This window comes from Telluria sp. RT2P19, from assembly GCF_059685725.1.
In genome coordinates this window covers 206,203-230,119 of the sequence record NZ_JCASIL010000001.1, presented here as the reverse complement: position 1 = coordinate 230,119, position 23,917 = coordinate 206,203, and the positions used below count along the sequence as shown (strand labels likewise).

The window sequence follows — 23,917 nt, the reverse complement described above, 5'->3', positions numbered from 1 at the left end:
ATGCGCACCACGAGAAAACACCCATGACCGACAAGACCATCCTGCACCTGCACCCAGCCCTGCGCGACGATATCGGTGACCTGCTCACCCGGCGTCCCGTGCCCTCGAACCGGCTCGAGCAGATCGATCCCTTCCTGTTCCTGAACCACCATGGTCCGCAGGCCTACGGGCCGCACAACCGCGGCCTGCCGTTCGGACCGCACCCGCACCGCGGCTTCGAGACCGTGACCTTCATCGTCGAGGGCATGCTGGCGCACCGCGACAGCGCCGGCCACGAGAGCGTGATCCACGCCGGCGGCATCCAGTGGATGACGGCCGGCAGCGGCATCGTGCACGCCGAAGTCTCGCCACGCCAGTTCCTCGAACAAGGCGGGCCGCTCGAGATCCTGCAGCTGTGGGTGAACCTGCCGTCACGCCTGAAAATGAGCACACCGGCCTACACCGGATTGCAGCGCGAGCAGATCCCCGCCCTGCCCCTCGACGGCGGCAAGGTGACGCTGCACCTGGTCGCGGGCGAGTGGGAGGGAACGACGGGGCCGGTGCAGTCGCTGACCGGCGTCTTCATGAGCACCGTGGCGATGCGGGCCGGCGGACGGCTGGCGGTGTCCGGCCTGCGACGACGCAACGTGCTGCTGTATGTGGTGCGGGGACGAATCGAGGTGGGCCGCCACGGCGATCTCGTCAACGCCTACCAACTGGTGGAACTGAGCGAGGACGGCGACGAGTTGCTGCTGCACGCCGGGGACGACACGCTGCTGCTGTTCGGCCATGCCGATCCGATCGGCGAACCCGTGGTGGCGCACGGCCCTTTCGTCATGAACACCCGCGACGAGATCGTGCAGGCGATCACCGACTACCAGGCCGGACGCTTCGGATCAACGCTGGCGTGACGCCGCCTGGCGCTCCTGGCCGATCCGGCCGAACACCGCGTTTCTGCTCGGATGGCCGGACGACGCCCGATCAGCGCTGGGCCGCGGCCACTTCGCGGCGGCCGCCATCGCGCACGAAGACCGTGTCGGGAATCCTGTCGCCCTGGAAGCGCAGGCTCAGGTCCTTGCCGACCGCCACGAACCGTTTTTTGCCGACGTGGATGAGTTCGACAGGACCGTCGCCCAGGTCGGCATACAGCGTGCGCTTGCCGTCGGCGCGCTTGCCTTCGACCTGCAGGGTGCGGCCGTCTTCGAGCGCGTATTCGCCCTGCACGCGGTCGTAGGCGAAGGCCGGCATCGGCACCTGCTGGTGGGAGCTGCGTACTTCAACGACGGGTTTCTCGATGCCTTGCGGAGCCGCGACGCTCGACAGCGACAGGGTGGCGGCGGCGGCGAACAGGGCGATGTGTTTGATGCGCATGATGATGTTCCTTTCAGGTCGAATTCGAAGGAAGGACCTGCGGCATCAAGCATGCAAACGCCTGTGAGGAAGCCGCCCGGTCCATGTATTTCTTATTCGCCAGGGTTGCTTTTTTGTCTGGCGATGAACACAGTCTAGCCATCCGCCGCGAACACTCAAGCTGCATTGGTATGAAGCGCCAAAACGCGCGACGAAATGCGGAAAACACGAGGTGAACGGGAGGTGCATATGCGCGCCGAAACAGCATGTCTGCACGCCGTCTGCATGCGTCATTCCATGCTTTCCGTGAACTACGCGATTTCAAGGCAAGCCTTGTTTCAACAGTGTGTCTGCATGTCTGCAGATGCCTTACAGTAGCGTCATCGATAACGAAGCGGGCCCACCTCATGCATGCGATTCCCCTCGTCGCGACCACGCGCGGCTACCCAGATTCCGGCAATGTGATCGAGAACGTCCACTGGGGTTCGGTGGCCGTGGTCGACACCCGCGGACGATTGCTGTGGTCGGCGGGCGACCCCGACTATCCCACTTTTACCCGCTCGGCCCTGAAGCCGTTCCAGGCCCTGCCCTTCATCCTGGCCGACGGCCCGGCGCGCTTCGGCCTCACGCAGGACGAGGTGGCGCTGCTGTGCGCCAGCCACTCGGGCGAATCCATCCACCTCGACGGCGTGCGCGCCATCCTCGACAAGATCGGGCTCGAGCCGGGCCACCTCGAATGCGGCTGCGCGGTGCCGCTGCACTACGAGTTCACTGGCCAGAAACCGCCACGGGACGCCGAATGGACGCCGCTGCACCACAACTGCTCCGGCAAGCACAGCGGCTTTCTGGCCTGGTGCCGCCTGCACGACGTCCCGACCGCCAACTACGTCGATCGCGGCCACCCGCTGCAGCAGGCGATCCGCGCCGCCCTGGCCGACACGGTCGGCCTGCCGGCCAGCAGCATGCCGACCGGGATCGACGGCTGCTCGGCGCCGAACTACGCGCTGCCGCTGTCGTCGCTGGCGCATCTGTATGCGCGCCTGGCGCACGGCAGCGGCGACCCGCAGCTGGGCGGTGCGATGGGCATCCTGGGCGAAGCCATGTCGGCGCGGCCCGACATGGTCTCGGGCCAGGAGCGCACCGACCTGCACTGGATGACGGCCGGCGGCGGCGACTGGGTGGCCAAGATCGGTGCCGACGCGGTGCAGGCGATCGGCATTCGCTCTTCCGGGATCGGCATTGCGATCAAGATTGCCGACGGCAACAGCCGGGCGCTGCATCCGGCCGTGTATGCGGTGCTCGACCAGCTCGGCCTGCTCGACGAAGCGCGCAGGACCGCGCTCGAACGCTACCGCCAGCCCGCCATCAAGAATGCGCGGGGCGCGGTGGCGGGCGACATCCGGCCGCTGTTCACGCTGGAGCGGCGCGCATGACGCTGTCGTCCACGCATCCGCTGCGCCTGCTGGCGCCTTGCCTGCTGCTCTTGTGCGCGCTGCTGCTGGGCGGCTGCGCCACCACGCTGTCGGATCGCGACGGGGCCACGATCGCGGGCAAGACCTATGTCGTCACCGGTGCCTCGAGCGGCCTCGGACGCGGGGTGGCCGAGCGCCTGGGCGGCATGGGCGCCAACGTGGTGCTGGCCGCGCGCCGCGCCGACGCGCTGGAACAGGTGGCAGCCACGATCAACGCCGCCGGCGGCGCGGCGCTGGTGGTGCCGACCGACGTCGCCGACGCGGCCCAGGTCGAGCAGCTGGGCCAGGCGGCGCTGGCGCGCTTCGGCCGCATCGACGTCTGGATCAACAACGCGGGCGTGGGCGCCATCGGCCGCTTCGAAGACGTGCCTTTGGCAGACCATGCGCGCATCGTCGACGTCAACCTGAAGGGCGTGATCTACGGCAGCCACGTCGCGCTGCGCCAGTTCCGCAGCCAGGGCAGTGGCACGCTGGTCAATCTCGGCTCGGTCGAAAGCGTGATTCCGCTGGCCTACCACGCCTCGTACGCGTCGACCAAGGCGGCGATCCTGGGCCTGGGCCGGGCCCTGAACGAAGAGTTGCGGCTGGCGCGGCTTTACCGGGTGCATGTGGCCACCATCCTGCCCTGGGCCACCGACACCGAGTTCTTCAACCAGGCCGCCAACTACAGCGGCCACCGCCCGCGCATGCCGCTGATGGACGACCCGGGCAAGGTGGTCGACATCATCGTGCACGCCACCGTGTATCCGCGCGAGGAAGTGCCGACCGGCTGGAAGGCGCGCGGCGCCTACTGGAGCCACCGTATCGCACCCGACGTGGCCGAGCGCATGGCCGCCGATATCGCGCACAAGGCGCAGTTCGAGGAGTCGCCGCCGGCCGCGCCGACCAGTGGCGCGGTGCATCGCCCGCTGCAGGGCACGACCGGCATCGATGGCGGCGTGCGTGAGCGCATGCGCCACGAAGACGCGGCGCGCGAGCGCGACCAGCGCGGGCGTTAGGCGGCCAAGCGGCGCAGCATGCCGGCGAGCGCATCGAGCACGGCGCCGTCTGCCCAGTAACTGTCGTGCGACAACGGATTCCAGCTGCGCGCCAGCAGGCTCCCTACGCCGCCGGCGGCGTTGAGCGTGCGGTCCTCGACCAGGTTCCGGTAACCCGGCGATAACGGTTGCAGCGGCCAGCCCAGCACGTCGTCCGGGTCATAGAAATTGATCCACTTGAACCGCGAGGTGGGCGGTGCGATCGGAATGATGTGCATTTCCTTGTGCGCGGCGACGAAGATCGGAATATTGCAACCGGTGGTAACCAGTCCGGCGCAGGTGCCGCCTCCCAGGAACACACGCTCGCTTGCCGTCAGCGGCCGGCCCAGCGCGGTGGATGCCCAGGCGTCGATATTGCGCCAGATGCCGGCCCCGACCGCCTGCCCCGCCGCCGCCTTCTGCGCATCGTATAGGTAGCTCGAGAGTACCTGGCCGCCGAGCGACTGGGCAATGAACACGACCGGCATGGCGGGCTGGGTGGCGTGGGCCGACAGCAATGCCTGCGCGATTTCTGCCTGCGCCAGTTCGTAGACCGAACCGGCGACCTCCTTGCGAGTTTCCAGCCCCGCAGCGTCGCCCAGGCCGTACAGGACGAATTTGCGCAAGGACGCATAGCGCACCTTGCCGGTGGCGGCGGTGCGGTCCCAGACCAGGCGCTGGTTGTCGTGCAAGATGCCCTGGTAATAGACTGCACGCATCACGACCTGCGGGGCCAGGCGGCCCAGGCGGGTGCGCAAGCGGGCCATCAAGCCATCCGCATAGTCGGGCAGGGTCTCTCCCATGCCATGGATGGCGATCAGTGCGACTTGTGTCATGACTACCTCGCTCGAGATACCGCGAAATGCAGCGATATCGCTAGCGTATCAGTTCACGCGCACTGGCGCAGCTCAGGGCATTGAGCCGGGCAAACGGGTATATGACCGGCTCTGGCGGCGTCAGCGCGCGGCAGGCGCCAGGAATTCATCGATCAGCTTGACGGTGGCTTCCGGGTTTTCTTCCATCATCCAGTGGCCGGCATCGGGCACCACGGCTTCGCGCACATTCACCGCGGCGTTGCGCATGACGGTCGCCATCATGGGACCGAAGGAACTCTTGCCGCCGATCGCCAGCACCGGCATGGTGAGTTTCACCCTGGAGGCGACGCGGTTGTCGGCGACGTCCTTCGAGGCAATGGTATTGAACTGGGCAAACGAGGCCCGCATCGCGCCGGGCTGGGCGTACAGCCGCGCGTAATGGGCGCGGGTGGCCTCGTCGATCTTCGCCGGGTCGGCGGCGAACTGGTTCCACAGCCGGTCCATGAAGATCCGCTCGCGGCCCTGCACCAGCTGCTCGGCTTCCTTGCCGCCGAAGTTGAAATGCCACAGGCGCGGATCGAGCACGATCTCGTCCCACGGCGCCACGCCCGGCACCGGCGCATCCATTACCACCAGGCGGCCGACCTTGTCCGGATAGCGCGTCGCATACGCATACGCCACCATGGTCCCGATATCGTGGCCCACCACGTCGGCGCGGTCCTGGCCGGATTGCTCGACGACGGCGCGGATATCGGCGGCCTGCGACTGCTTGTCGTAGCCGCCCGGCGCCTTCGACGACAGGCCCATGCCGCGCAGGTCGGGCACGATCACGGTGTGCTGCCGGGCCAGGCGCGCGGCGAGCGGCCCCCACATGTCGCCGGTGTCGCCGAAGCCGTGGATCAGCACGACCGCCGGCCCCTTGCCGCCGGTGCGCACGTGGATGGTGGCGCCGTCCGCCGTCTGCACGCTGCTGGTCTTGAACTGCGGCGGCATGCCCGGGGCGGCGGCCTGGGCGGCCAGCGCCACGGAGAGCGCGGCGGCTACACTGAGGAATCGGTATGGCGCCATGATGACCTCCTTGTACGCGACCATCCCAGCGTATCCTACTTCGGGCGCGACGGCCCCTCGCAAAAGGCTGGCACAATGCCCGGCTCGTCGCATTCGCACAAGCTGCTCCATGGACATTCTTTTCGACCGTTACGCCGACGCCATCCGCCGCCTCGACCTGGACGGCGTCGCCACGTCCGCCGACATTCCCGCGCAGTTCCTGCTGGCGCGGGAAGGCCGCTACAGCAGCCACTACATTCCCTTCGAAGCGGTGAACCGGGACGCGCGCGTGGTCGTGGTCGGGATCTCGCCCGGCTTCGTGCAGTGGAAGAATGCGATGCGCGAGGCGCAGCGCCAGATGTCCGCCGGCGCCGACCGCGCGCAGGTGCTGCGCGCGGCGCGGCAATGCGGCGCCTTCAGCGGCGCGATCCGGCCCAACTTCGTGGCCCTGCTCGATGCGATCGGGGTGCACCACTGGCTCGGCATCGCCAGCTGCGCCACCCTGTTCGATGTGGATGCCGGCCTGGTGCACATCGGCGCCATCCTGCGCCATCCGGTCTTTGTCGACGGCAAGAACTACAGCGGCACGCCGGCGATGCCGCGCCACGCGTTCCTGCGCGCACAGGCGCTGCGCTACTTCGCGCATGAAGCCGCCCTGCTGCCCGATGCGCTGTATATCCCGATGGGAGCGAGCGTCAGCGAAGGGCTGGACTGGCTGGCCGGCCAGGGCGTGCTGCGCCCGGAGCGCATCCTGCACGGCCTGCCGCATCCATCCGGCGCCAACGCCGAGCGGGTTGCGTATTTTCTGCGAAGGAAGGAGCGCTCTGCGCTGTCGAGCAAGACCAATGGCGCGCAGCTCGACGCGGCGCGCGAGGCGCTGCTGGCGCAGATGGCGGCCCTGATGACCTGATCAGCGTGCGCCGATCTCCAGTTCGAAGGTATCGACGCCGTCGACGCCCCCGCGCACGCGGTCGCCCGGCTTCAATGCCGCCACGCCCGACGGCGTGCCCGAATAGATCAGGTCACCCGGCGCCAGCGTCACGAAGCGCGACAGGTAGGCGAGCACGTCGGCGATCGGCCAGATCAGTTCATTGAGGTTGCCTTCCTGGCGCAGCTCGCCGTTTACTTCGAGCCAGATGCGCGCGTCAATCGGATGGCCTACTTCGCTCACCGGATGCAGGGCGCTGCATGGCGCCGAGGCATCGAAACCCTTGGCCATGTCCCACGGCCGGCCGGTGTCCTTGGCCGCCGCCTGCAGGTCGCGCCGGGTCAGGTCAAGGCCGACGCCATAGCCCCATACCAGGTCGAGCGCGTTGGCCGCGTCGACATTCGCGCCGCCGGCGCCCAGCGCCACCACCAGTTCGATCTCGTGGTGCAGGTCGTCGGTCGACGGCGGGTATGGCACCGCGCCGCTGGCGGGCACCACGGCGTCGGCCGGCTTGGTGAAGAAGAACGGCGGTTCGCGGTTCGGGTCACTGCCCATCTCGCGCGCATGCGAGGCGTAGTTGCGGCCGACGCAAAACACGCGGCGCACCGGGAAACGGCTGCTCGAACCACTGACGGCCACCGAAGGCGTGGCGGGAGCGGTGAAGACGAATTCGGTCATGCTCATCCTTTCATTGATGGAGGCATGATGATACCTGCGCCAAGGATGGCCGTGGTCGGGCCGCCCATCTACACCGGCGCCAGCGCTTCCCCGGACGCGGATGCCGACGATGGCCGCGGCGCAGCAGCTTGCGCCTCGGCCACCGCCGCTAGCGCCGCGCTCGACTCGAGGATCCTCACCAGCGCCGTCATGTCCACCGGCTTGACCAGGTGGTGGGCAAAGCCCGCCTGCAGCGCCCGTTCGCGGTCCTTGGCCTGGCCGTAGCCGGTCACCGCGACCGGCACCGTGCCCAGGGTCTCGGGCAGCGCGCGCAGTTCCTGGGCCAGCTGGTAGCCGTCGACGTCGGGCAGGCCGATATCGATCAGCATCACGTCGGGCCGCTCGACGCGCGCGCGGCGCAGGGCCGACGGGGCATCGTACTCGACCGAGGTGGCGTAACCCTGCACTTGCAGCAACGTCGCCAGGCTGTCGGCGGCGTCGCTGTTGTCATCGACGATCAACACTTTCAGCTTGCGCTGCAGGATGGCGCGCACGGCGTCCGGGTCGCCCAGCCGGGCGTCATCACCGTCGCACGTCCCCGCCACGCACGGCAAGGTGAGCGTGAAGGTGCTGCCGCAGCCGACACCCTCGCTGTGGGCCGCGACGTCGCCTTCGTGCATGTCGACCAGGCGCTTGACCAGGGTCAGCCCCAGGCCGAGCCCACCCTGCGAGCGCGCCAGGGTGCGCGCGCCTTGCGTAAACAGGTCGAACACGTTCGGCAGCAGCTCGGGCGGCATGCCGGAACCGTTGTCACGGACCGTCAGCACCATGCGGCCATCCCTGACCTGCAGCGCCAGGGCCAGCTGGCCGCCCTTCTGCGTGTACTTGGCGGCGTTGTTGACGATATTGGCCACGCTCTGCACCAGGCGCGTCTGGTCGCCGCGCACATAGACCGGCGTGTCCGGCAGCTCGACCCGCACCTGGTGCGATTTCTCGAGCACCAGCGGGCGGGTCTGGTCGAGCGCACCCGTGACCACCTCGCGGAAATCGACCGTGGCCAGCTTGAGCTTGACCAGGCCGCGCGTGACGCGCGAGACGTCCAGCAGGTCGTCGATCAGGCGGCTCATGTGCTTGACCTGGCGGCTGATGATGGTGCTGGTCTGGCAGATCCGCGGCTCGTTCGCGAACTGCATGCTCAACAGGCTGGCAGAGCTGCTGATCGGCGCCAGGGGATTGCGCAATTCGTGCGCCAGCATGGCCAGGAATTCGTCCTTGGTGTGACTGAGGCGCTCGGCCTGCACCCGCGCCGCGCGCTCGCTCTGCAGCAGCGCGTCGCGCTCGAGCGCCGCGTCACGCAGGGTTTCTTCGAGGCGCGAGCGGCGCACCACCTCGCGCGTGTGGCGCGCCACGTCCTCGGCCATCGCGGTTTCTTGCTCGGTCCAGTGGCGCGCGACCGGTTCGTGCAGGTAGAACACGGCGGACAGGCGCCCTTCCTCGATGATCGGCACGATCACCACCGCGCGCGCGCCGATGCCGGCGTAGGCCGCGGCGCACGGCGCCGAGCGCGGGTCGGCCTCGACGTCGTCGATGCGCACGATGCGGCCCTGGCGCAGCATGCCCATGATGTCGGCGCCGAAGTCGGCCAGCGGATGCGTCATGCCGGCCAGGCCGGCGATGCGGCCATCGGTCCAGTCGCGGTCGATGCTCACCGTGTGGCCGACGGCGTCGATCTCGCCATAGCCCACGCGCGCCACGCCCAGCGTCTGGCCGGTCATGGCGCTGGTGGCCTTCATGATGTGGTCCGCATCGTCCAGGCCATCGAGCGTCTCGCCCAGTTTCTGGTGGAAAGCGTGGCGGTGCTCGGACAGCACATCGGACGTGGTCTCGGTGAGCACGCAGTAGACGCCGGCCACCTGCCCCGCATGGCGCACCGGCGACAGCGAGACGCAGAAATAGCGCCGCTCGCGCTTGCCGTTGCGCTCGAATTCCATCAGGGCGTGCTGGAGCTGGGTCGCTTCGCCGGCCAGCACGTGCTCGAAGTACGGGCGCAGCCGCTCCCACAGCTCGGGCCGGACGCTGGCGTACGGCGCGCCGCGCGCGGCCGGGTGCTTGTCGCCGAGCAGGTCGGAATAGGCATCGTTATAGAACAGGCGCAGGTCGTGGCCGATGGCCAGGAACATCGGGAAGCGCGATGCAAGGATCAGGTCGCCGATGGCGCGCAGGCCCTCGGGCCAAGCGTCCGGCTCTCCCAGCGCCAAACCGCCGACGGCGATCGGCGGGAAACTGCTCAGGTTGCTCATCAGGAATACCCAGTGTGGTTCTTGCGAAGCTGGCCGGGCTTGATACACTGAAACGCTTCCCCTCGCGCTCTTATTGCCCTGCCGCCAACATTTTCTTGTTGTGGGCGATTATAGCGAGCAAATGGGATGGGCTGCGCCCGTTACACATCAGTGACTTTTGGTGGTTGTAGCCATGTCACAAATCAATATATCTCGGCCGCGGCGGCGCGCACGGCCTTCAGCAGCAGGTCGGCGCCGGGCGACAGCAGGTGGTCTTGCTGGCGGATGATGCCGAAGGCGTCGAGCTTGCATGGCAGCTCGATCGGCAGGATGCGCATCACGTTCAGCGACGCGTAGTATTGCGCCACCTCTTGCGGCATCACGTGCAGGGCGTCGGTCTGCTGCAGGAGGGCCGTCACCAGCAGCAGCGCCGTGGTGTCGACCACGTTGACGGGCGGCTGCAGGCCCGCGCGCAGGAACATCATGTCGAAGCGGTGGCGCAGGATGCTGCCGGGCGACGGCAGGATCCAGGGCCGGGCCGCGATGTCCTGCAGGGTCAGGTCGCGCCGCTCCAGCAGCGGATGGCCGGGCCGCACGACGGCGCACGCCGGTTCCTCGGTCAGCTCTTCATAGATCAGGCCCGTCGCGTTTTCCTTCTCGAGGATGCGGCCGATCATGAAATCGAGGGCGCCGTGCTTGAGTTTATCGATCAGGACGTTGCTCGACTCGAGCTGCACGCCGATGCGCAGCAGCGGCGCCTGTTCCTTGATGCGGGCGATCGCGCGCGGCAGCAGCGCCATGGCCGGCGCCATGATCACGCCCACCTCCACCTGCCCCGCCAGCCCGGCCTTGAGCGCCACGATGTCGTCGTGCGCCAGCGCCAGGCTGGTGAGCGCCATGCGCGCGTGGCGGATCATGGTCTCGCCGTAGATGGTCGGTTCCATCCCGCGTGGCAGGCGGTCGAACAGGCGCACGTCCAGCATCTCTTCGAGATCCTTGACCTGCTTGGACGCCGCCGGCTGCGTCATGTGCAGCTCTTCGGCCGCGCGGTGGATGTTGCGGTAGTCGTCCAGCGCGATCAAGAGCAGCAGCTGGCGCGTCTTGAGGCGTGCCTTCAAAAACCAGTTCGGGTTCGTCGTATCCATTAGGAAATCATATCAGTTTGGATATCGATCCGGCAGAGGTATCGCGGGTGCGGTTATCACTTGCAGCCCGGGGATGGATTGGCTGCCGGGCCTGCCGCGGTCTGTGCAATCGGCAGGATGGCGCCGTCCGGGCCGTAGCGCAGTTCTTCCACCGCGACCGAGCGACGGAATTCGCCGCCGGTCGGCAGCTTGCCGTTATGGTAGAAGATGTAGGACTTGTCGTTGAACTCGACGATCGCCTGGTGGATGGTCTTGACGTTGGTGTTCTTCTCCATGATGACGCCGCCCGCCGTCCACGGGCCGGTGACGCTCGGGCCGGTCATGTATACCGTCTCCTCCGGGAAGTGGCGCGAATAGGTGAGGTAATAGCTGCCCTTGTGCTTGTGCATATAGGCTGCCTCGACGAAGTGCTCCAGCCCGACGGTATGGATCGGGCCATCGAACTCGATCATATTGGGCTTGAGTTTCACGTACTTCATGACCGTGTTGCCCCAGTACATATAGGCCTGGCCGTCATCGTCGATGAACACGGCCGGATCGATGTCGTCCCACAGGATTTTCGTCTCTTTCGTCATGTCGTTCGAGACCAGGGCCTTGCCCAGCGCATCCACGAATGGGCCGGTCGGGCTGTCCGAGACGGCGACGCCGATCGCCTTGCCAGGGATGGTGGCGTGATCGACGGTCGAATAGAAATAATACTTGCCGTTGCGCTTGACGATGTCCGAGGCCCAGGCGTCGCGCCCGGCCCACTTGAAGGTCGAGTAGCGCAGCGGCGAACCATGGTCGGTCCATTTCTTCATGTCGCAGCTCGAGTAGACGCGCCACTCGTTCATCACGTAGTCCTTGCCCCCGACCGGGGCCTCGTCCTTGCCGACGTAGACGTAGACGCGGCCATTGTCGACCAGCGCCGCCGGATCGGCGGTGAAGATGTCCTTGACGATCGGGTTGCCCGCTTGTGCGCAGGTGGGCGCACACAGGGTAGCCGCGAGCGCGGCGGCGAGGATGGTTTGCTTGAACATCGGGTCTCCTGTTGATTTATTTTGTCTTGAACGCCATCACGCGCTGCACGACGCAGAACACGAACAGCAGGCCGCCGATCACGATCCTGGTCCACCACGAGCTCAAGGTGCCGTCGAAGGCGATCAGGGTCTGGATCGTGCCCAGCACCAGCACGCCGGACAGCGCCCCGGCGATATAGCCGTAGCCGCCGGTAAGCAGGGTGCCGCCGATGACGACGGCGGCGATCGCATCGAGCTCCGTGCCCTGGGCATGCAGGCCGTAGCCGGACAACATGTAGAACGCGAACAGCAGGCCCGCCAGCGAAGCGCAGAAGCCGCTGAACGCATACACGAGGATCTTGGTGCGGCCGACCGCCAGGCCCATCATGGCGGCCGACTGCTCGTTGCCGCCGACCGCGTACACGGCGCGCCCGAAACCGCTGTAGTGCGCGAGCCAGACGGCGAAGGCGAGCATGCCGAGCGCGATCAGGGCGCCGGGCGAGATGAAGCCGCCGAAGAACGGGATTTGCGTCTGCGACATCGCCACGAACAGCGGATCCTCGATCGTGATCGATTCGATGCTGATCAGGTAGCACAGGCCGCGCGCCAGGAACATGCCGGCCAGCGTGACGATGAAGGGCTGCAGGCGGAAATAATGGATGACGGCGCCCATGCCGCCGCCGAAGGCGAAGCCCAGCGCCAGCACGCTCGCGATCACCGCCAGCGGCGGCCAGTGCGCCACCTGCAGCAGCCAGGCCGCGATCATGGTCGACAGCGCCAGCACGGCGCCGACCGACAGGTCGATCCCGCCGGACAGGATCACGAAGCCCATGCCGATCGCGATCACCAGCAGGAAGGCATTGTCGATCAGCAGGTTGAGCATCACCTGCAGCGACAGGAAGCCTTCGTACAGCGCGCCGCCGATCAGCAGCATCGTCCCCAGCAGGACCACCGTGACCAGCGAGGTGAAGGATGGCGCCTTCGCCAGCTGCTTGAGGTTACCGACGAGTGCACTCATGCCGCCCTCCGCTTCCCTGGATTCCTGCGCATCTGCCTGAGCTGGTCCGACTGCGAGATACAGACCAGGAACACGACGACCGACTTGACGACCATATTGACCTCGGGCGGCACGCCCAGCGAATAGATGGTGTAGGTGAGCGTCTGGATGATCAGCGCACCGATGATGGAACCGGCCAGGCTGAACTTGCCGCCGGCGAGCGAGGTGCCGCCCAGGGTCACGGCCAGGATCGCGTCGAGCTCCAGCATCAGGCCGGCGTTGTTGGCGTCGGCGCTCTTGACGTTGGAGCTGATCAACAGGCCCGCCATGCCGGCGCAGGCCGCGGCGAACACGTAGACGAACACGATCAGGGCCGCGGTACGGATGCCGGCCAGGCGCGCGGCCACCGGATTGATGCCGACCGCCTGGATGAAGAGGCCCAGCGCGGTATGGCGCAGCAGCAGCGCGGTCACGCCGGCTACCCCCGCCACGACGAACAGCGCGAACGGCAGGCCGAACAGGTAGCCGCTACCGAGGAAGAAGAACGGCTGGTAGTAGACGGTGACGATCTGGCCGTCGGTCAGCAACTGCGCCAGGCCGCGGCCCGCCACCATCAGGATCAGGGTCGCGACAATCGGTTGCAGGCCCAGGCCGGCCACCAGCGCGCCGTTCCACAGGCCGCACAGCAGCGCCGCGCCCAGGGCGGCCGCCATGGCGACCAGCATCGGCGTCTCGGCCACGTAGACCGGCACGCCGTCCTGGATCACCATCGTGCCCCCGATGAGCATCGAGGCGACGGTGCCGGACAGCGCCACCACGGCGCCGACCGAGATGTCGATGCCGCGCGTGGCGATCACCAGGGTCATGCCGATCGCCGCCAGCATCAGCGGCGCGGCGCGGTTGACGATGTCGACCAGGGAACCGTACAGGTGGCCGTCCTTGATCTCGAGGTGGAAGAAGCCGGGGATCAAGAGCAAGTCGATCAGCAGCAGCGCGGCCAGCGCGGCCAGGGGGCGCAACAGGTGGTGCGCCAGCACGCGCGCGGCCAGCGACGGGCGTAGCGGCGCGCCTGGCTTCGCGGCCGGCGTGGCCGGGGTGGCGGTTGCCACGGGCGGATTGTCCTTGACGATCATGCTCGGCCCTCCCCCGCGATCACGTGCAGCACCGAGCTGTCGTCCAGCTCACCGCGGCGGTATTCTCCACAGGCCTTGCGGTCGCGCATGACGACGATGCGGTCGCTCACGCGCAGCACCTCGGGCAGTTCGGACGAAATGAACAGGATGGCCATGCCCTTGCGGCACAGCGTGGTGACGTAATCCATGATTTCCTGCTTTGCGCGCACGTCGATGCCGCGCGTGGGTTCGTCGAGGATCATCAGCTTCGGCTCGGTGGCGAGCCAGCGCGCCAGCAGCACTTTCTGCTGGTTGCCGCCCGAGAGCGTGCCGATCGGCGTCTCGGTGCTCGCCGTCTTGATCCCCAGTTGTTTGACGTAATAGTCGGCCAGCTCCTGCTGGCGGCGCAGCGGGATCGCGCGCAGCATTCCCCGGCGCGCCTGCAGGGCCAGGATCAGGTTCTCCCGAACCGACAGGTCGAGGATGGCGCCTTCGTGCTTGCGGTCTTCGGAGCAGAAACCGATGCCTTCGCGGATCGCGTCGCGCGGCGTGGCGAAGCTGCGCGCACGGCCGCCGATCTCGATCGCGCCATCGTCCGCCTTGTCGGCGCCGAACAGCAGGCGCGCGGTCTCGGTGCGGCCGGAACCGAGCAGGCCGGCAAGGCCCAGCAGTTCGCCCTGCCTGATTTCCAGGTCGAGCGGCGCCAGCACGCCGCGCCGGGTCAGTTGCCTGGCGTGCAGCAGGGTCGGGCCGGCCTGGTGGCCTTCTTCCATGCAGGTCTGCGGCGGCTCCCGGGTGTCGGCGGCGACGCCGACCATCTTGTTGACCAGGGCCAGGCGCGACAGCTCGCCGCACAGGTACTCGCCTTCGCGCTCGCCATTGCGCATCACCGTGATGCGGTCCGAGATCGCATAGGTCTGGTCGAGGAAGTGGGTGACGAACAGGATCGCCATGCCCTGCTCGCGCAGCTTGCGCAGCACCGAGAACAGCAGCTGCACCTCGGCCTCGTCGAGGCTGGAGGTCGGTTCGTCGAGGATCAGTACCTTGGCCGAGATATTCAGGGCGCGGGCGATCGCCACCATCTGCTGGATCGCCAGCGGGTAGCTGGCCAGCGGCTGGCTGACGTCGATATTCACCTGCAGGCGGGACAGGAGCTCGGCGGCGTCGCGGCGCATCCTGCGCCAATCGATCATGCCGAAGCGGCGCGGATAGCGGCCGATATAGATGTTCTCGGCGACCGACAGGTTCGGGCACAGGTTCACTTCCTGGTACACCGTGCTGATGCCGAGGTCCTGGGCGTGCTGGGTCGAGCGCGGCGCGATCCGTTCGCCGCCCAGCATGATGCTGCCGTGCTCGGGCTGGTAGACGCCGGTCAGCACCTTGATCAGGGTGGACTTGCCGGCGCCGTTCTGGCCCATCAGGGTATGGACTTCGCCCGGATACAGGCGCAGCCCCGCATCCGACAGCGCTTTCACGCCCGGGAATAGCTTATGGATGCCGGTCACTTCGAGGACCGGCACCTCTGTCGTCGAGGCGAGCATGGCCGCCTCAGTAACGACGGTTCGGGAATTCCTTGGCTGCGACTTCGGCCGGGAAGACACCTTCGTTCACCACGATACGTTTCGGGACCGGTTTACCGGCCTTGACCGCCTTGGCCGCTGCCATCAGCTGTGGGCCGAGCAGCGGGTTGCACTCGACGGTCACGTTGAGTTTACCCTGCAGCATGGCCTCGAAGGCGCCGCGCACGCCGTCGATCGACACGACCAGGATGTCCTTGCCCGGGGTCAAGCCGGCTTCCTCGATCGCCTGGATGGCGCCGATCGCCATGTCGTCGTTGTGCGCGTACAGCACGGTGATGTTCTTGCCCTCGGATTTGAGGAAGGCTTCCATCACTTCCTTGCCCTTGGCGCGGGTGAAGTCGCCGGTTTGCGAGCGGATGATCTTGAGCCGCGGTTCAAGCTTCATGACTTCGGCGAAGCCGGCCTTGCGGTCGATGGCCGGCGCCGAGCCCACGGTGCCCTGCAGCTCGACGATGTTATAGGCGCGGTTCGGGTTCTTCTTCGCGTGTTCGACGAGCCAGCGCGCGGCGCGGCGGCCCTCTTCCACGAAGTCCGACCCGAGCAGGGTCACGTACAGCGACTGGTCGCTGACCTTGACGGCGCGGTCGGTCAGGATGACTGGGATATTGGCGCGCTTGGCTTCGCGCAGCACGGTGTCCCAGCCCGATTCGACGACCGGCGAGAAAGCGATGATGTCGACGCGCTGGGCGATGAAGGAACGGATCGCCTTGACCTGGTTTTCCTGGCGCTGCTGGGCGTCGGCGAATTTGAGGTTGATGCCAGCCTTCTTGGCGGCGTCCTTGATGGAGGCGGTGTTCGCGGTGCGCCATTCGCTTTCGGCGCCGACTTGCGAGAAGCCGATCGTCAAGGGCTTGGCGGCGAAGGCAGTGGTCGGCGCGATTGCGGCGGCCACGGTCGCGGCAACTGAAGCGCCCAGGAGTTTCCTGCGGGTGAGTCTCATCACTTGTCTCCGGTATTGTTGTTATGCAATCCTAGGACAAAGTGGGATACTGATCCAATCAATTTTTTGCTGAGTGCGATATGTTTTTGAATATCGCACCAATGCGCAGAACCGGGACACCCCGGCCGGCGCACGGTATCGCTCATCAGGAATACGCCGAACTCATATTCAGCACGCCGTTGGCCCCGCGCGGGAAGAAGCCGCCCATGGTGACCGATTCCCTGGTCAGGTACACGATATTGAGGACGTCCCCCGGCGTGCGGCTGTAGGCGATGCCATCCTTGTCCAGCGGGACGATATTCGATACCGAGCTGTCGACCGTATTGACGATGCCCTGGTCGACATCGGCCGATCCATCGAGGCTGTCGCGCGCATTGGAAATCGCGGTGGCCGCGGTGCGCAGCGATGGCGTGCCCAGCCCTTTCGAATACAGCACCGTGCGCACCAGGCCCGCGTGGTAGGCCTCCGCCGCCAGGATGCCCGCCGCCGCTTCGAGGAAGGTCTTGTTCTGGATGAGCGGCGATGCGCCTTTATAGGCGGTCACGCCGACGTCTTCGAAAATGAAGGCGCCGAGCAGGAAGTTTTCATCGCTGGCATACGGATCGAAGGCGACACCAGGCCCGACCAGGCCGGCCGCCCGCGCGGCGCTCGAGAATGCGCCATTCGGATCGGTGCCGCCAATATCCAGCGCCGGTTGCGCGACCGCGGCCGAACCCAGCGCGCCGCGCAGGAAAGCCACGTGGGCGATCTCGTCCTGGGCGATCTCTTTCGCATACTGCGCCACCAGCGGATCCTTGAACTGCACCGGGCGGCCTCCAGTGACGGCGCCTTGCGTGCCCGCCCCGGTCAGCAGATTGGCCGGCAGGCCGATGCCGAGCGCCGCGTACGAATAGAACTGCGCTTCCAGGTATTCGAGGTTCAATGCAAAGTTAAGGATGTCGATATCGGTCGGCTGCGCGGCCTGGGCGATCGCGTCCTTGACCGAGCCGCCACAAGCGCTCAGGAAGATGCCGCCCACCATGCCGACGCTGATTCCGCCGACATTCTTGAAGAAGGAACGCCGCTTTTCGCGTTGCTGCTTGCGCGATTCGAGTAGTGCCAAGGTTATATGCGTGTCGGTCATGGTGCTTCTCCGGTTGGAACAACGATCGGGGAACGGGCCGGCGCATGCTCGTGTTTTGCAATCAAGAACCTGTCATACCGAACGAGCAGCGCGTAAGGGTTGTACTCACGTTCGTCGCGCACGGTTTCAACTATTTATAAATCCTCCATCCGGCAATTGCCGACGCCAGCCCTGCGCACGGGATCCAAACGAATTCGACGGATGCATAGCTTGTGATATTGTCAATAAGACTAGTTTCTCCCCCTATACAAGGCAGGTAGTGGCAGATACCCCCACCCTCGATCCCGAGCAGCTCCGTGCCTGGCTAAAGAGCGCGGCGCAACGCGATGCCACTGCGTTCCGCGCGCTGTACGAGGCCACGTCGCCGAAACTGTATGGCTTCGCGCTTCGTATATTAGGCAAGCGTGAATTGGCTGAAGAAGCCTTGCAGGACGGTTTCGTCGCAATCTGGAATGGCGCTACCACCTATCAAAGCCATCTGGCGGCGCCGATGACGTGGATGACGACCATCGTGCGTAATAAAGCGTTCGATATGCTCCGCCGTCATGGTGGCGAGGCGGAAATCGACGGCCCGGTGTTCGATAGCGACATCGTGAACGCGCTCCAGGATCCGCGCGCCAATCCGATCGACGCCCTGCTGGTGAGCCGCGACGCGAAAGCCCTGGCTTTTTGCATGTCGACGCTGGAAGGATTGCACCGGCAAGTGGTCGGACTGGCGTTCTTCCATGACCTGTCGCACAGCGAGGTGGCGCAGCAGATGGCAATCCCGATCGGCACGGTCAAGACCTGGATACGCCGTAGCCTCGAACGTTTGAAAACCTGCCTTGCCAGAGGCGACCGCCCATGAATATCCGTGACAATCCCGCCCTGTGCGACAAGCTGGCTGCGGAATATGTGCTGGGCACGCTCAAGGGCGGCGCGCGGCGCCGCTTCGAGCGCTTGCTGCACGACGATGCGGCCCTGCGCCGCGTGGTGGCCGAATGGCAGGACCGGCTCGTGCCGATGGCCGAATTCAGCGCCTCGGTCACGCCGCGGCGCCAGGTGTGGCTGGCGATCGAGCGTCGCCTCGGCCTGGCGCGCGGCCATGCGGCCTGGCAGTTCTGGCGCAGCGAATCGCTTGGCCTCTGGCGCGGGCTGAGCCTGGCGTCGCTGGCCCTGGTGCTGGCGCTGCTTGGCGTCATCAATTCGCCGCTGCTGGAGCGTCCGCGAGTCGATTACCTCGCCGCCCTGACCGATGACAAGGCCCGTACCGCCCTGCTGCTGACAGGTGACAGCAGCCGCCAGGTGCTCACGGTGCGCCTGGTCGACAACGCGCCGGTTGCCGGCGACAAGGTGCTGCAGCTGTGGGCGGTGCCCACGCAGGGCGTTCCGCGCTCGCTCGGTGTATTGTCCGGGGCGGGCGTGATCGAGCTGCCCTTGACCGTGGCCGCGCTCGGCGACGACGTCGCCTTGCTGGCCGTCTCGCTCGAACCGACGGGCGGTTCGCCGAGCCCGGATGGTCCGACCGGGCCGATCCTCTACAAGGGCAACTGGGTGCGCGTGATGTAAGGCATGGCCTTGCTGCTACCGGTCCTAGCGCAGCAGCCGCACGCCGTACAGGCCGCCGGCCACCGATCCCGGTTTCGCCACGAAACGCACGCTCAGCTTGCCCTGCGCGGCCTTGCGCACCGCGTCGGGAATCGGATAGTCGACCGTATAGATATCCTCCTTCGCGTCCGCCTCGAGGGTGACTTCCACCAGCAGCTTGCCGTTGACGAGGATATCGAAGCGCCGTCCCGCATCCACCCTGGAAAACGCCAGCCGCAGCACCCTGGCCTCACCCTTCGGATCGTTCAACTCATAGCTGAACCACCCGGTCGCATGGCGCCAGTGCCGGCCATTGTTGATACCGGCATCAACCCCCTCGCCCTTGAAGAAGTGGTCCGACTCCGGCTGCTGCTCGCCCGGGGCCACCTGGTCGATGGTGCGGGCGTCCAGCGCGATCCGGTCCGCCTCGCGCGCCGCGTTCGCGGCCTGCAGCTCCTTCAGGCCGCCCGGCGTCGAATGCTGCCAGTACATCGTGTAGCGCGATTCGTGCAGGCGGAAGAATGGAATGAATTCGGTGCGCGGCCCATCCGCGCCGTGTACCAGGCCAGCCGCGGTAAAGGTCAGCGGCTTGCCTGCCACCGGCTTGAACTTCGCGATGAAATCGGTCGAGTCGCTGACGAACATCGGCGCCGACTCCAGTGGGCACATCGGTCCCGAGGCGATATGCCCCATGCGCGAGTCGTCGGCCAGGTAGTTCAGCTTTTCGTCCCCGAGCATGCGCGTCTTCGCCGCCAGTACCACCGGCCCGTGCAGCACCGCGTAGTAGTTCGACTTGCCCGGCATCTGTTCCAGGCGCGTGCTCATCGGCAGCCGCACGTCGACCCGGTCGCCCTTCTTCCACGCGCGCTCGATGGTCGCGTAGCCGCCCGGCTGGGCGTCGACGGCGAGTGCTTGTCCATTGACCTTCAGCGCCATGCGTCCCGGCGCTACCCATGCCGGGTAACGGATCTTCATGGCGAAGCTGCCGTCGCCGTCGACCGTCAGGCGCGTGGTGTCCGTGTCCGGGAACGTGGTCGCCTGGGTGATCGTGACGCCCTTGTCCTTCCAGGCCAGCGTGGAGGCGACGAACAGGTTGACGAACAGCGTGTCCTTCTCGTGCGCGTAGATGAACTCACCGTACTTGGCGTGGCTCTCGATGCCCGAACCGACGCAACACCACATGCCATCGTCCACCTGCGAATACACGCGGTAGTGGTTCGGCCGCATCGGCGTGAAGTAGACGAAGCCGCCCTGCGGCCGCTGCGACGACAGGATGTGGTTGTACAGCGCGCGTTCGTAATAGTCCCCATAACTGCCCTTCTGCTCCGACTGGAACAGCATCTGGGTCAGCTTCAGCATATTGTAGGTGTTGCAGGTCTCGGGCCCTTCGACCTCGTGGACCATGGGGTCGAAATCGTCGTGACTGTGGAAGTGCTCCTTGACGCTGTTGCCGCCAATGGCCACCGAGCGCTTGTCGACCACGGTCTGCCAGAAGAATCTTGCAGCCTCACCCATGTCCTGGCGCCCGGTCGCATCGTGAATGCGCTTGAAGCCGATCACCTTCGGGATCTGGGTATTCGCATGCAGGCCGGTCAGCCGGTCCTGCTTCTTCGCCAGCGGCTGCAGGATGGCCTGGTGCGAGAACGCCAGCGCCAGGTCGAGGTATTTGCGATCGCCCGTCATCTCGGCAACGTCGACGAACACCTCGTTCATGCCGCCATGTTCGCTGCGCAGCATCGTCTGCATCTGCTCGGGCGACAGCTTCGATGTCAAGGCGAGGGCCCAGTCGGACAGCTGGACCAGCATGACCTTCGCATCCTGGTTGCCGGCATAGCGATAGGCATCGCGCAGCCCGGCGTAGACCTTGTGCAGGTTATACCAGGGCACCCACTTGCCGTTGACCGAGAAGTTGTCGGCTTCCAGCTTGCCGGCGGCGACGTCGCGCCAGGCCTGGCGGCCGCCGGGAATGCCGCCGATATAGCCGTCGCCATTGGCCTGCTGGGCGCGTTTGAGCTCCGCGACGAAGTAGTTCAGGCGGCGCAGCGTCTCGGCGTCGCCGGTCGACGCATGCATCAATGCCAGCGCCGACAGGTAGTGGCCGCCCATATGGCCATCCAGCCCGGTCGACTCCCAGTTGCCGTAGCTGGGCTGGCGCGGCTGCAGGCCGGCCTCGCGCAGGAACGGCGCCAGGAGGCGATCGGGCTCCATCGCCATCAGGTAGTTGAGGTTGGTGGTCTGGGCGTCGAGGAAGGGACCAGCGCCCAGGCGCACGTCGGCCAGCGGGAAGACATCGGCCGCCTGCGCCCAGGCGCTGGCGACCATCAGCGAGAGGAGCGCGACGCGTATCTTCATTTCTGCTCGACGCTCTGGTAGCGGTTCAGGTCCTTCTGGTCCGTTACCGGCCAGCCATCCTTGTCCCACTTCATCTCGAGCACCTTCAGCTTCTGCTTGTACTTGTCGGCGCTCTCGTAGGCGTGCAGCACCATGTAGTCCTTGCCGTCGAAGGTGTAGGCGCTGTTGTGGCCCACCCCCGCCCAGTCCTTGTTGCCCTGGATCACGATCGAACCGCCGCCCTTGGCCATGTCGACGCCGTTGCGGTCGAGGTAAGGCCCCTTGACCGACTTCGACCGGCCGACGACCACTTTATAGGTGCTGTCCTTGCCCTTGCAGCACAGGTCCCAGGACGCGAACAGGTAGTACCAGCCGTTCTTGGGGAAGATGAACGGCGCCTCGATCTGCGCCGGCGCGGCTTCTTCGTCCGGGGTAAAGGCCGGACGCTCGCGGCGCGCGATGGTGGTCCACTCCTGCGGCTCGGCCAGCCTGGTGCGGCTGGCGTCGAGCTTCACCAGTTTCAGGCCGCCCCAGAACGAGCCGAACGACATCCACGGCGTGCCGTGCTCGTCGTCGATCACGTGCGAGTCGATTGCGTTCCACAGGTCGCGGCCCGGGATCGACTGCACGACCTGCCCCTGGTCTTCCCACTTGTAGTCGGGCGAGCGTGGGTCGAGCGTCTTGTTGACGGTGACGCCGATGGCCGAGGTATTCTTGCCAAAGCCCGACACCGAGTAGTACAGGTAGTACTTGCCGTCATGGTGATAGATGTCCGGCGCCCAGATATGGTCGTTGAAGGTCGGCGCGGCATTCCTGGCCCAGGTCGGCTCGCCCTTGAACACGCGGCCTTCCGGCTTCCAGGTCTTGAGGTCCAGCGAGCTGTAGAAGGTGATGCCGGGACCGGTGCTGTACAGGTAGTAGCGGCCCTGTTCCTTTGCCATGACGGGGTCGTGCACGCCGACCTGGGCGGCGGATGCCGCACCGGTCAGCGCGGCCGACACGGCCATCGCGATTGCGATTGCGCGTGCGGCCTTCATTTACGCCTCGACTGCGAAGACCATCACGCCCTTGGCCGGGACCTTGACCGTCAGCTTGCCGTCGGCCGCCTTCGCGCTGAACGGCGCCGGCTTGACCGCCTGCGGTTGCTCGAAGGTGTTATGGGCATCCATCTTCTCGGCCGTCAGCACTTGGCCCGACACACTGCCCACGTTCAGGCCGGCCACGTTGACCGCGACGTCGCTGGCGCGGGTCGGGTGGGTGTTGACCAGGGCGACATAGACCTTGCCATCCTTGCCGCGCGCCGCGGTGGCGCTGATACCCGGCACCGACTTGCCCTTGCTCGAATAAGCCACGTCATTGTCGACCGCCACCGGCAGCGAGGTCGCGTCCTGGAACGGGATGTACATCTTGTAGGCGTGGTAGGTCGGCGTCAGCAGCATCTTGTCCTTGTCGGTAATGATCATCGCCTGCAGCACATTGACCATCTGCGCGATATTCGTCATGCGCACGCGCTCGGCATGTGCATGGAAGATGTTGAAGTTGAGCGCCGCCACGACCGCGTCACGGATGGTATTACGCTGGAACAGGAAGCCTGGATTGGTGCCCTCTTCCACGTCATACCATGTGCCCCATTCGTCGACATAGAAACCGATCTTCTTCTCAGGATCGTTCTTGTCGAGGATGGCGATGTTCTGCTTGATGTGGTCGTCCATGCGCAGGGTCTGCTGCATGGTCGAGAACCATTCCGATTCCGGGAAGCCGGTGGCGGCGCCCTTTTTCTCCCACACACCGGTCGGCAGGGTGTAGTAGTGGTAGCTGATGCCGTCGGTACCGCGCGCGGCTTCGCGGCTCAGCACCTCGGTCCACTTGGTGTCGTTGTCGTTGCCGCCGCTGGCGACCATCTTCGGCCGCGCGTTCGGCGGCGTCTTCAGGAACGTCGCGTAGTGGTTGTACAGGTGGGCGTAGTATTCCGGCTTCATATTGCCGCCACAGCCCCAGGCTTCGTTGCCGATGCCGAAATAGGCGACCTTGTACGGCTCCTTGCGGCCGTTCTTGCGGCGCAGTTCGGCCAGGGTCGACTTGGTGTCCGACGTCATGTACTCGAGCCACTCTGCCATCTCTTGCGGGGTGCCCGAGCCGAGGTTGCCGTTGATGTAGGCTTCGGTGCCCAGGATCTCGACCAGGTCGAAGAATTCGTGGGTGCCGACCGCATTGTCCTCGGCCACGCCGCCCCAGTGGGTGTTGACCTTGACCGGACGCTTGTTGCGCGCGCCGATGCCGTCGCGCCAGTGGTATTCGTCGGCGAAGCAGCCGCCGGGCCAGCGCACCAGCGGCACCTTCAGTTCCTTCAGCGCGCCGACCACGTCGTTGCGCCAGCCACGGGTGTTCGGGATCTTCGAGTTCGGACCGACCCACATACCCTCGTAGATGCCCGTGCCGAGGTGTTCGGCGAACTGGCCGTACACGTTCTTGTTGATGACCGGGCCCGGCTTGGTGGTGTCGACCGACACGCTGACCTGGGCGAATGCAGGCAGCGCGGCAAGGCTGCATGCGAGGATGATGGGCTTGAGTACTTTCACTGT

At 66.2% G+C, this 23,917-nt stretch carries 21 protein-coding genes; 6 read left to right on the top strand and 15 right to left on the bottom strand.

Translation table 11 applies throughout. The features are described 5' to 3' along the window. Positions 1–23 precede the first annotated feature (23 nt). Positions 24–890, top strand: coding sequence for a pirin family protein (locus AC56KW_RS00915; protein WP_497168854.1), 867 nt, complete (start codon positions 24–26; stop codon positions 888–890). A gap of 70 nt (positions 891–960) precedes the next feature. On the opposite strand, the gene AC56KW_RS00910 is transcribed toward AC56KW_RS00915, so the two are convergent. Then, complete coding sequence (locus tag AC56KW_RS00910; protein WP_497168853.1) at positions 961–1,350, bottom strand: hypothetical protein; 390 nt, start codon at positions 1,348–1,350, stop codon at positions 961–963. A 386-nt stretch (positions 1,351–1,736) separates the two neighbouring features. Here AC56KW_RS00910 and AC56KW_RS00905 point away from each other — a divergent pair, with 386 nt between their 5' ends. Both AC56KW_RS00905 and AC56KW_RS00900 read left to right on the top strand, forming a co-directional pair. Continuing rightward, on the top strand, positions 1,737–2,762 hold the full coding sequence (locus tag AC56KW_RS00905; RefSeq protein WP_497168852.1) for an asparaginase: 1,026 nt from the start codon (positions 1,737–1,739) through the stop codon (positions 2,760–2,762). Beyond that, positions 2,759–3,799, top strand: coding sequence for an SDR family NAD(P)-dependent oxidoreductase (locus AC56KW_RS00900; RefSeq protein ID WP_497168851.1), 1,041 nt, complete (start codon positions 2,759–2,761; stop codon positions 3,797–3,799). The genes AC56KW_RS00905 and AC56KW_RS00900 overlap by 4 nt, the downstream gene beginning before the upstream one ends. On the opposite strand, the gene AC56KW_RS00895 is transcribed toward AC56KW_RS00900, so the two are convergent. Together AC56KW_RS00895 and AC56KW_RS00890 are read right to left on the bottom strand one after the other, a co-directional pair. Further along, positions 3,796–4,653: a hypothetical protein gene (locus AC56KW_RS00895; protein ID WP_497168850.1), complete on the bottom strand. Its 858-nt coding sequence runs from the start codon at positions 4,651–4,653 to the stop codon at positions 3,796–3,798. The genes AC56KW_RS00900 and AC56KW_RS00895 overlap by 4 nt on opposite strands. A gap of 120 nt (positions 4,654–4,773) precedes the next feature. Then, the gene (locus AC56KW_RS00890) at positions 4,774–5,700 is read right to left on the bottom strand and encodes an alpha/beta fold hydrolase (protein ID WP_497168849.1); all 927 of its coding nucleotides are present in this window, start codon (positions 5,698–5,700) and stop codon (positions 4,774–4,776) included. A 109-nt stretch (positions 5,701–5,809) separates the two neighbouring features. Here AC56KW_RS00890 and AC56KW_RS00885 point away from each other — a divergent pair, with 109 nt between their 5' ends. Beyond that, the gene (locus AC56KW_RS00885) at positions 5,810–6,589 is read left to right on the top strand and encodes a hypothetical protein (RefSeq protein ID WP_497168848.1); all 780 of its coding nucleotides are present in this window, start codon (positions 5,810–5,812) and stop codon (positions 6,587–6,589) included. On the opposite strand, the gene AC56KW_RS00880 is transcribed toward AC56KW_RS00885, so the two are convergent. The 9 genes from AC56KW_RS00880 to AC56KW_RS00840 all read right to left on the bottom strand — a co-directional run bounded on the left by AC56KW_RS00880 (position 6,590) and on the right by AC56KW_RS00840 (position 17,438). Next, a complete protein-coding gene (locus AC56KW_RS00880; protein WP_497168847.1) occupies positions 6,590–7,285 on the bottom strand; it encodes a fumarylacetoacetate hydrolase family protein in 696 nt (231 codons plus the stop codon). It lies immediately after the preceding gene. A gap of 68 nt (positions 7,286–7,353) precedes the next feature. Then, a complete protein-coding gene (locus AC56KW_RS00875) occupies positions 7,354–9,564 on the bottom strand; it encodes a hybrid sensor histidine kinase/response regulator (RefSeq protein ID WP_497168846.1) in 2,211 nt (736 codons plus the stop codon). Positions 9,565–9,746: 182 nt separating this feature from the next. Next, positions 9,747–10,688, bottom strand: a complete 942-nt coding sequence (locus tag AC56KW_RS00870; RefSeq protein WP_497168845.1) for a LysR family transcriptional regulator — start codon at positions 10,686–10,688, stop codon at positions 9,747–9,749. A 56-nt stretch (positions 10,689–10,744) separates the two neighbouring features. Then, positions 10,745–11,707 carry a glycoside hydrolase family 43 protein gene (locus AC56KW_RS00865; RefSeq protein WP_497168844.1) on the bottom strand — a complete coding sequence of 321 codons (963 nt, stop codon included), beginning with the start codon at positions 11,705–11,707 and terminating at the stop codon, positions 10,745–10,747. Between the two features lie 16 nt (positions 11,708–11,723). After that, positions 11,724–12,704, bottom strand: coding sequence for a galactofuranose ABC transporter, permease protein YjfF (yjfF, locus tag AC56KW_RS00860; protein ID WP_497168843.1), 981 nt, complete (start codon positions 12,702–12,704; stop codon positions 11,724–11,726). Continuing rightward, complete coding sequence (locus AC56KW_RS00855) at positions 12,701–13,816, bottom strand: ABC transporter permease (protein WP_497168842.1); 1,116 nt, start codon at positions 13,814–13,816, stop codon at positions 12,701–12,703. The genes yjfF and AC56KW_RS00855 overlap by 4 nt, the downstream gene beginning before the upstream one ends. Further along, positions 13,813–15,336, bottom strand: a complete 1,524-nt coding sequence (locus AC56KW_RS00850; protein WP_497168841.1) for a sugar ABC transporter ATP-binding protein — start codon at positions 15,334–15,336, stop codon at positions 13,813–13,815. Before AC56KW_RS00850 ends, AC56KW_RS00855 begins: the two co-directional genes overlap by 4 nt. Before the next feature lie 7 nt (positions 15,337–15,343). Beyond that, positions 15,344–16,315 (bottom strand): ABC transporter substrate-binding protein, encoded by a 972-nt coding sequence (locus AC56KW_RS00845; RefSeq protein ID WP_497168840.1) that lies wholly within the window; start codon positions 16,313–16,315, stop codon positions 15,344–15,346. 145 nt (positions 16,316–16,460) lie between these two features. After that, entirely contained in the window at positions 16,461–17,438 is a 978-nt protein-coding gene (locus AC56KW_RS00840; protein WP_497168839.1) for a ferritin-like domain-containing protein, read from the bottom strand. 259 nt (positions 17,439–17,697) lie between these two features. On the opposite strand from AC56KW_RS00840, the gene AC56KW_RS00835 reads away from it, so the two are divergent. Together AC56KW_RS00835 and AC56KW_RS00830 are read left to right on the top strand one after the other, a co-directional pair. Further along, positions 17,698–18,285 carry a sigma-70 family RNA polymerase sigma factor gene (locus tag AC56KW_RS00835; protein ID WP_497168838.1) on the top strand — a complete coding sequence of 196 codons (588 nt, stop codon included), beginning with the start codon at positions 17,698–17,700 and terminating at the stop codon, positions 18,283–18,285. Next, a complete protein-coding gene (locus tag AC56KW_RS00830) occupies positions 18,282–18,986 on the top strand; it encodes an anti-sigma factor (RefSeq protein WP_497168837.1) in 705 nt (234 codons plus the stop codon). The genes AC56KW_RS00835 and AC56KW_RS00830 overlap by 4 nt, the downstream gene beginning before the upstream one ends. Positions 18,987–19,010: 24 nt before the next feature. Here AC56KW_RS00830 and AC56KW_RS00825 read toward each other — a convergent pair whose 3' ends face one another. The 3 genes from AC56KW_RS00825 to AC56KW_RS00815 are packed head-to-tail and all read right to left on the bottom strand — an operon-like array spanning position 19,011 to position 23,914. Then, positions 19,011–21,356, bottom strand: a complete 2,346-nt coding sequence (locus tag AC56KW_RS00825; protein WP_497168836.1) for a beta-L-arabinofuranosidase domain-containing protein — start codon at positions 21,354–21,356, stop codon at positions 19,011–19,013. Then, on the bottom strand, positions 21,353–22,372 hold the full coding sequence (locus AC56KW_RS00820; protein ID WP_497168835.1) for an arabinan endo-1,5-alpha-L-arabinosidase: 1,020 nt from the start codon (positions 22,370–22,372) through the stop codon (positions 21,353–21,355). The genes AC56KW_RS00825 and AC56KW_RS00820 overlap by 4 nt, the downstream gene beginning before the upstream one ends. Next, the gene (locus AC56KW_RS00815) at positions 22,373–23,914 is read right to left on the bottom strand and encodes an alpha-N-arabinofuranosidase (protein ID WP_497168834.1); all 1,542 of its coding nucleotides are present in this window, start codon (positions 23,912–23,914) and stop codon (positions 22,373–22,375) included. Positions 23,915–23,917 lie beyond the last annotated feature (3 nt).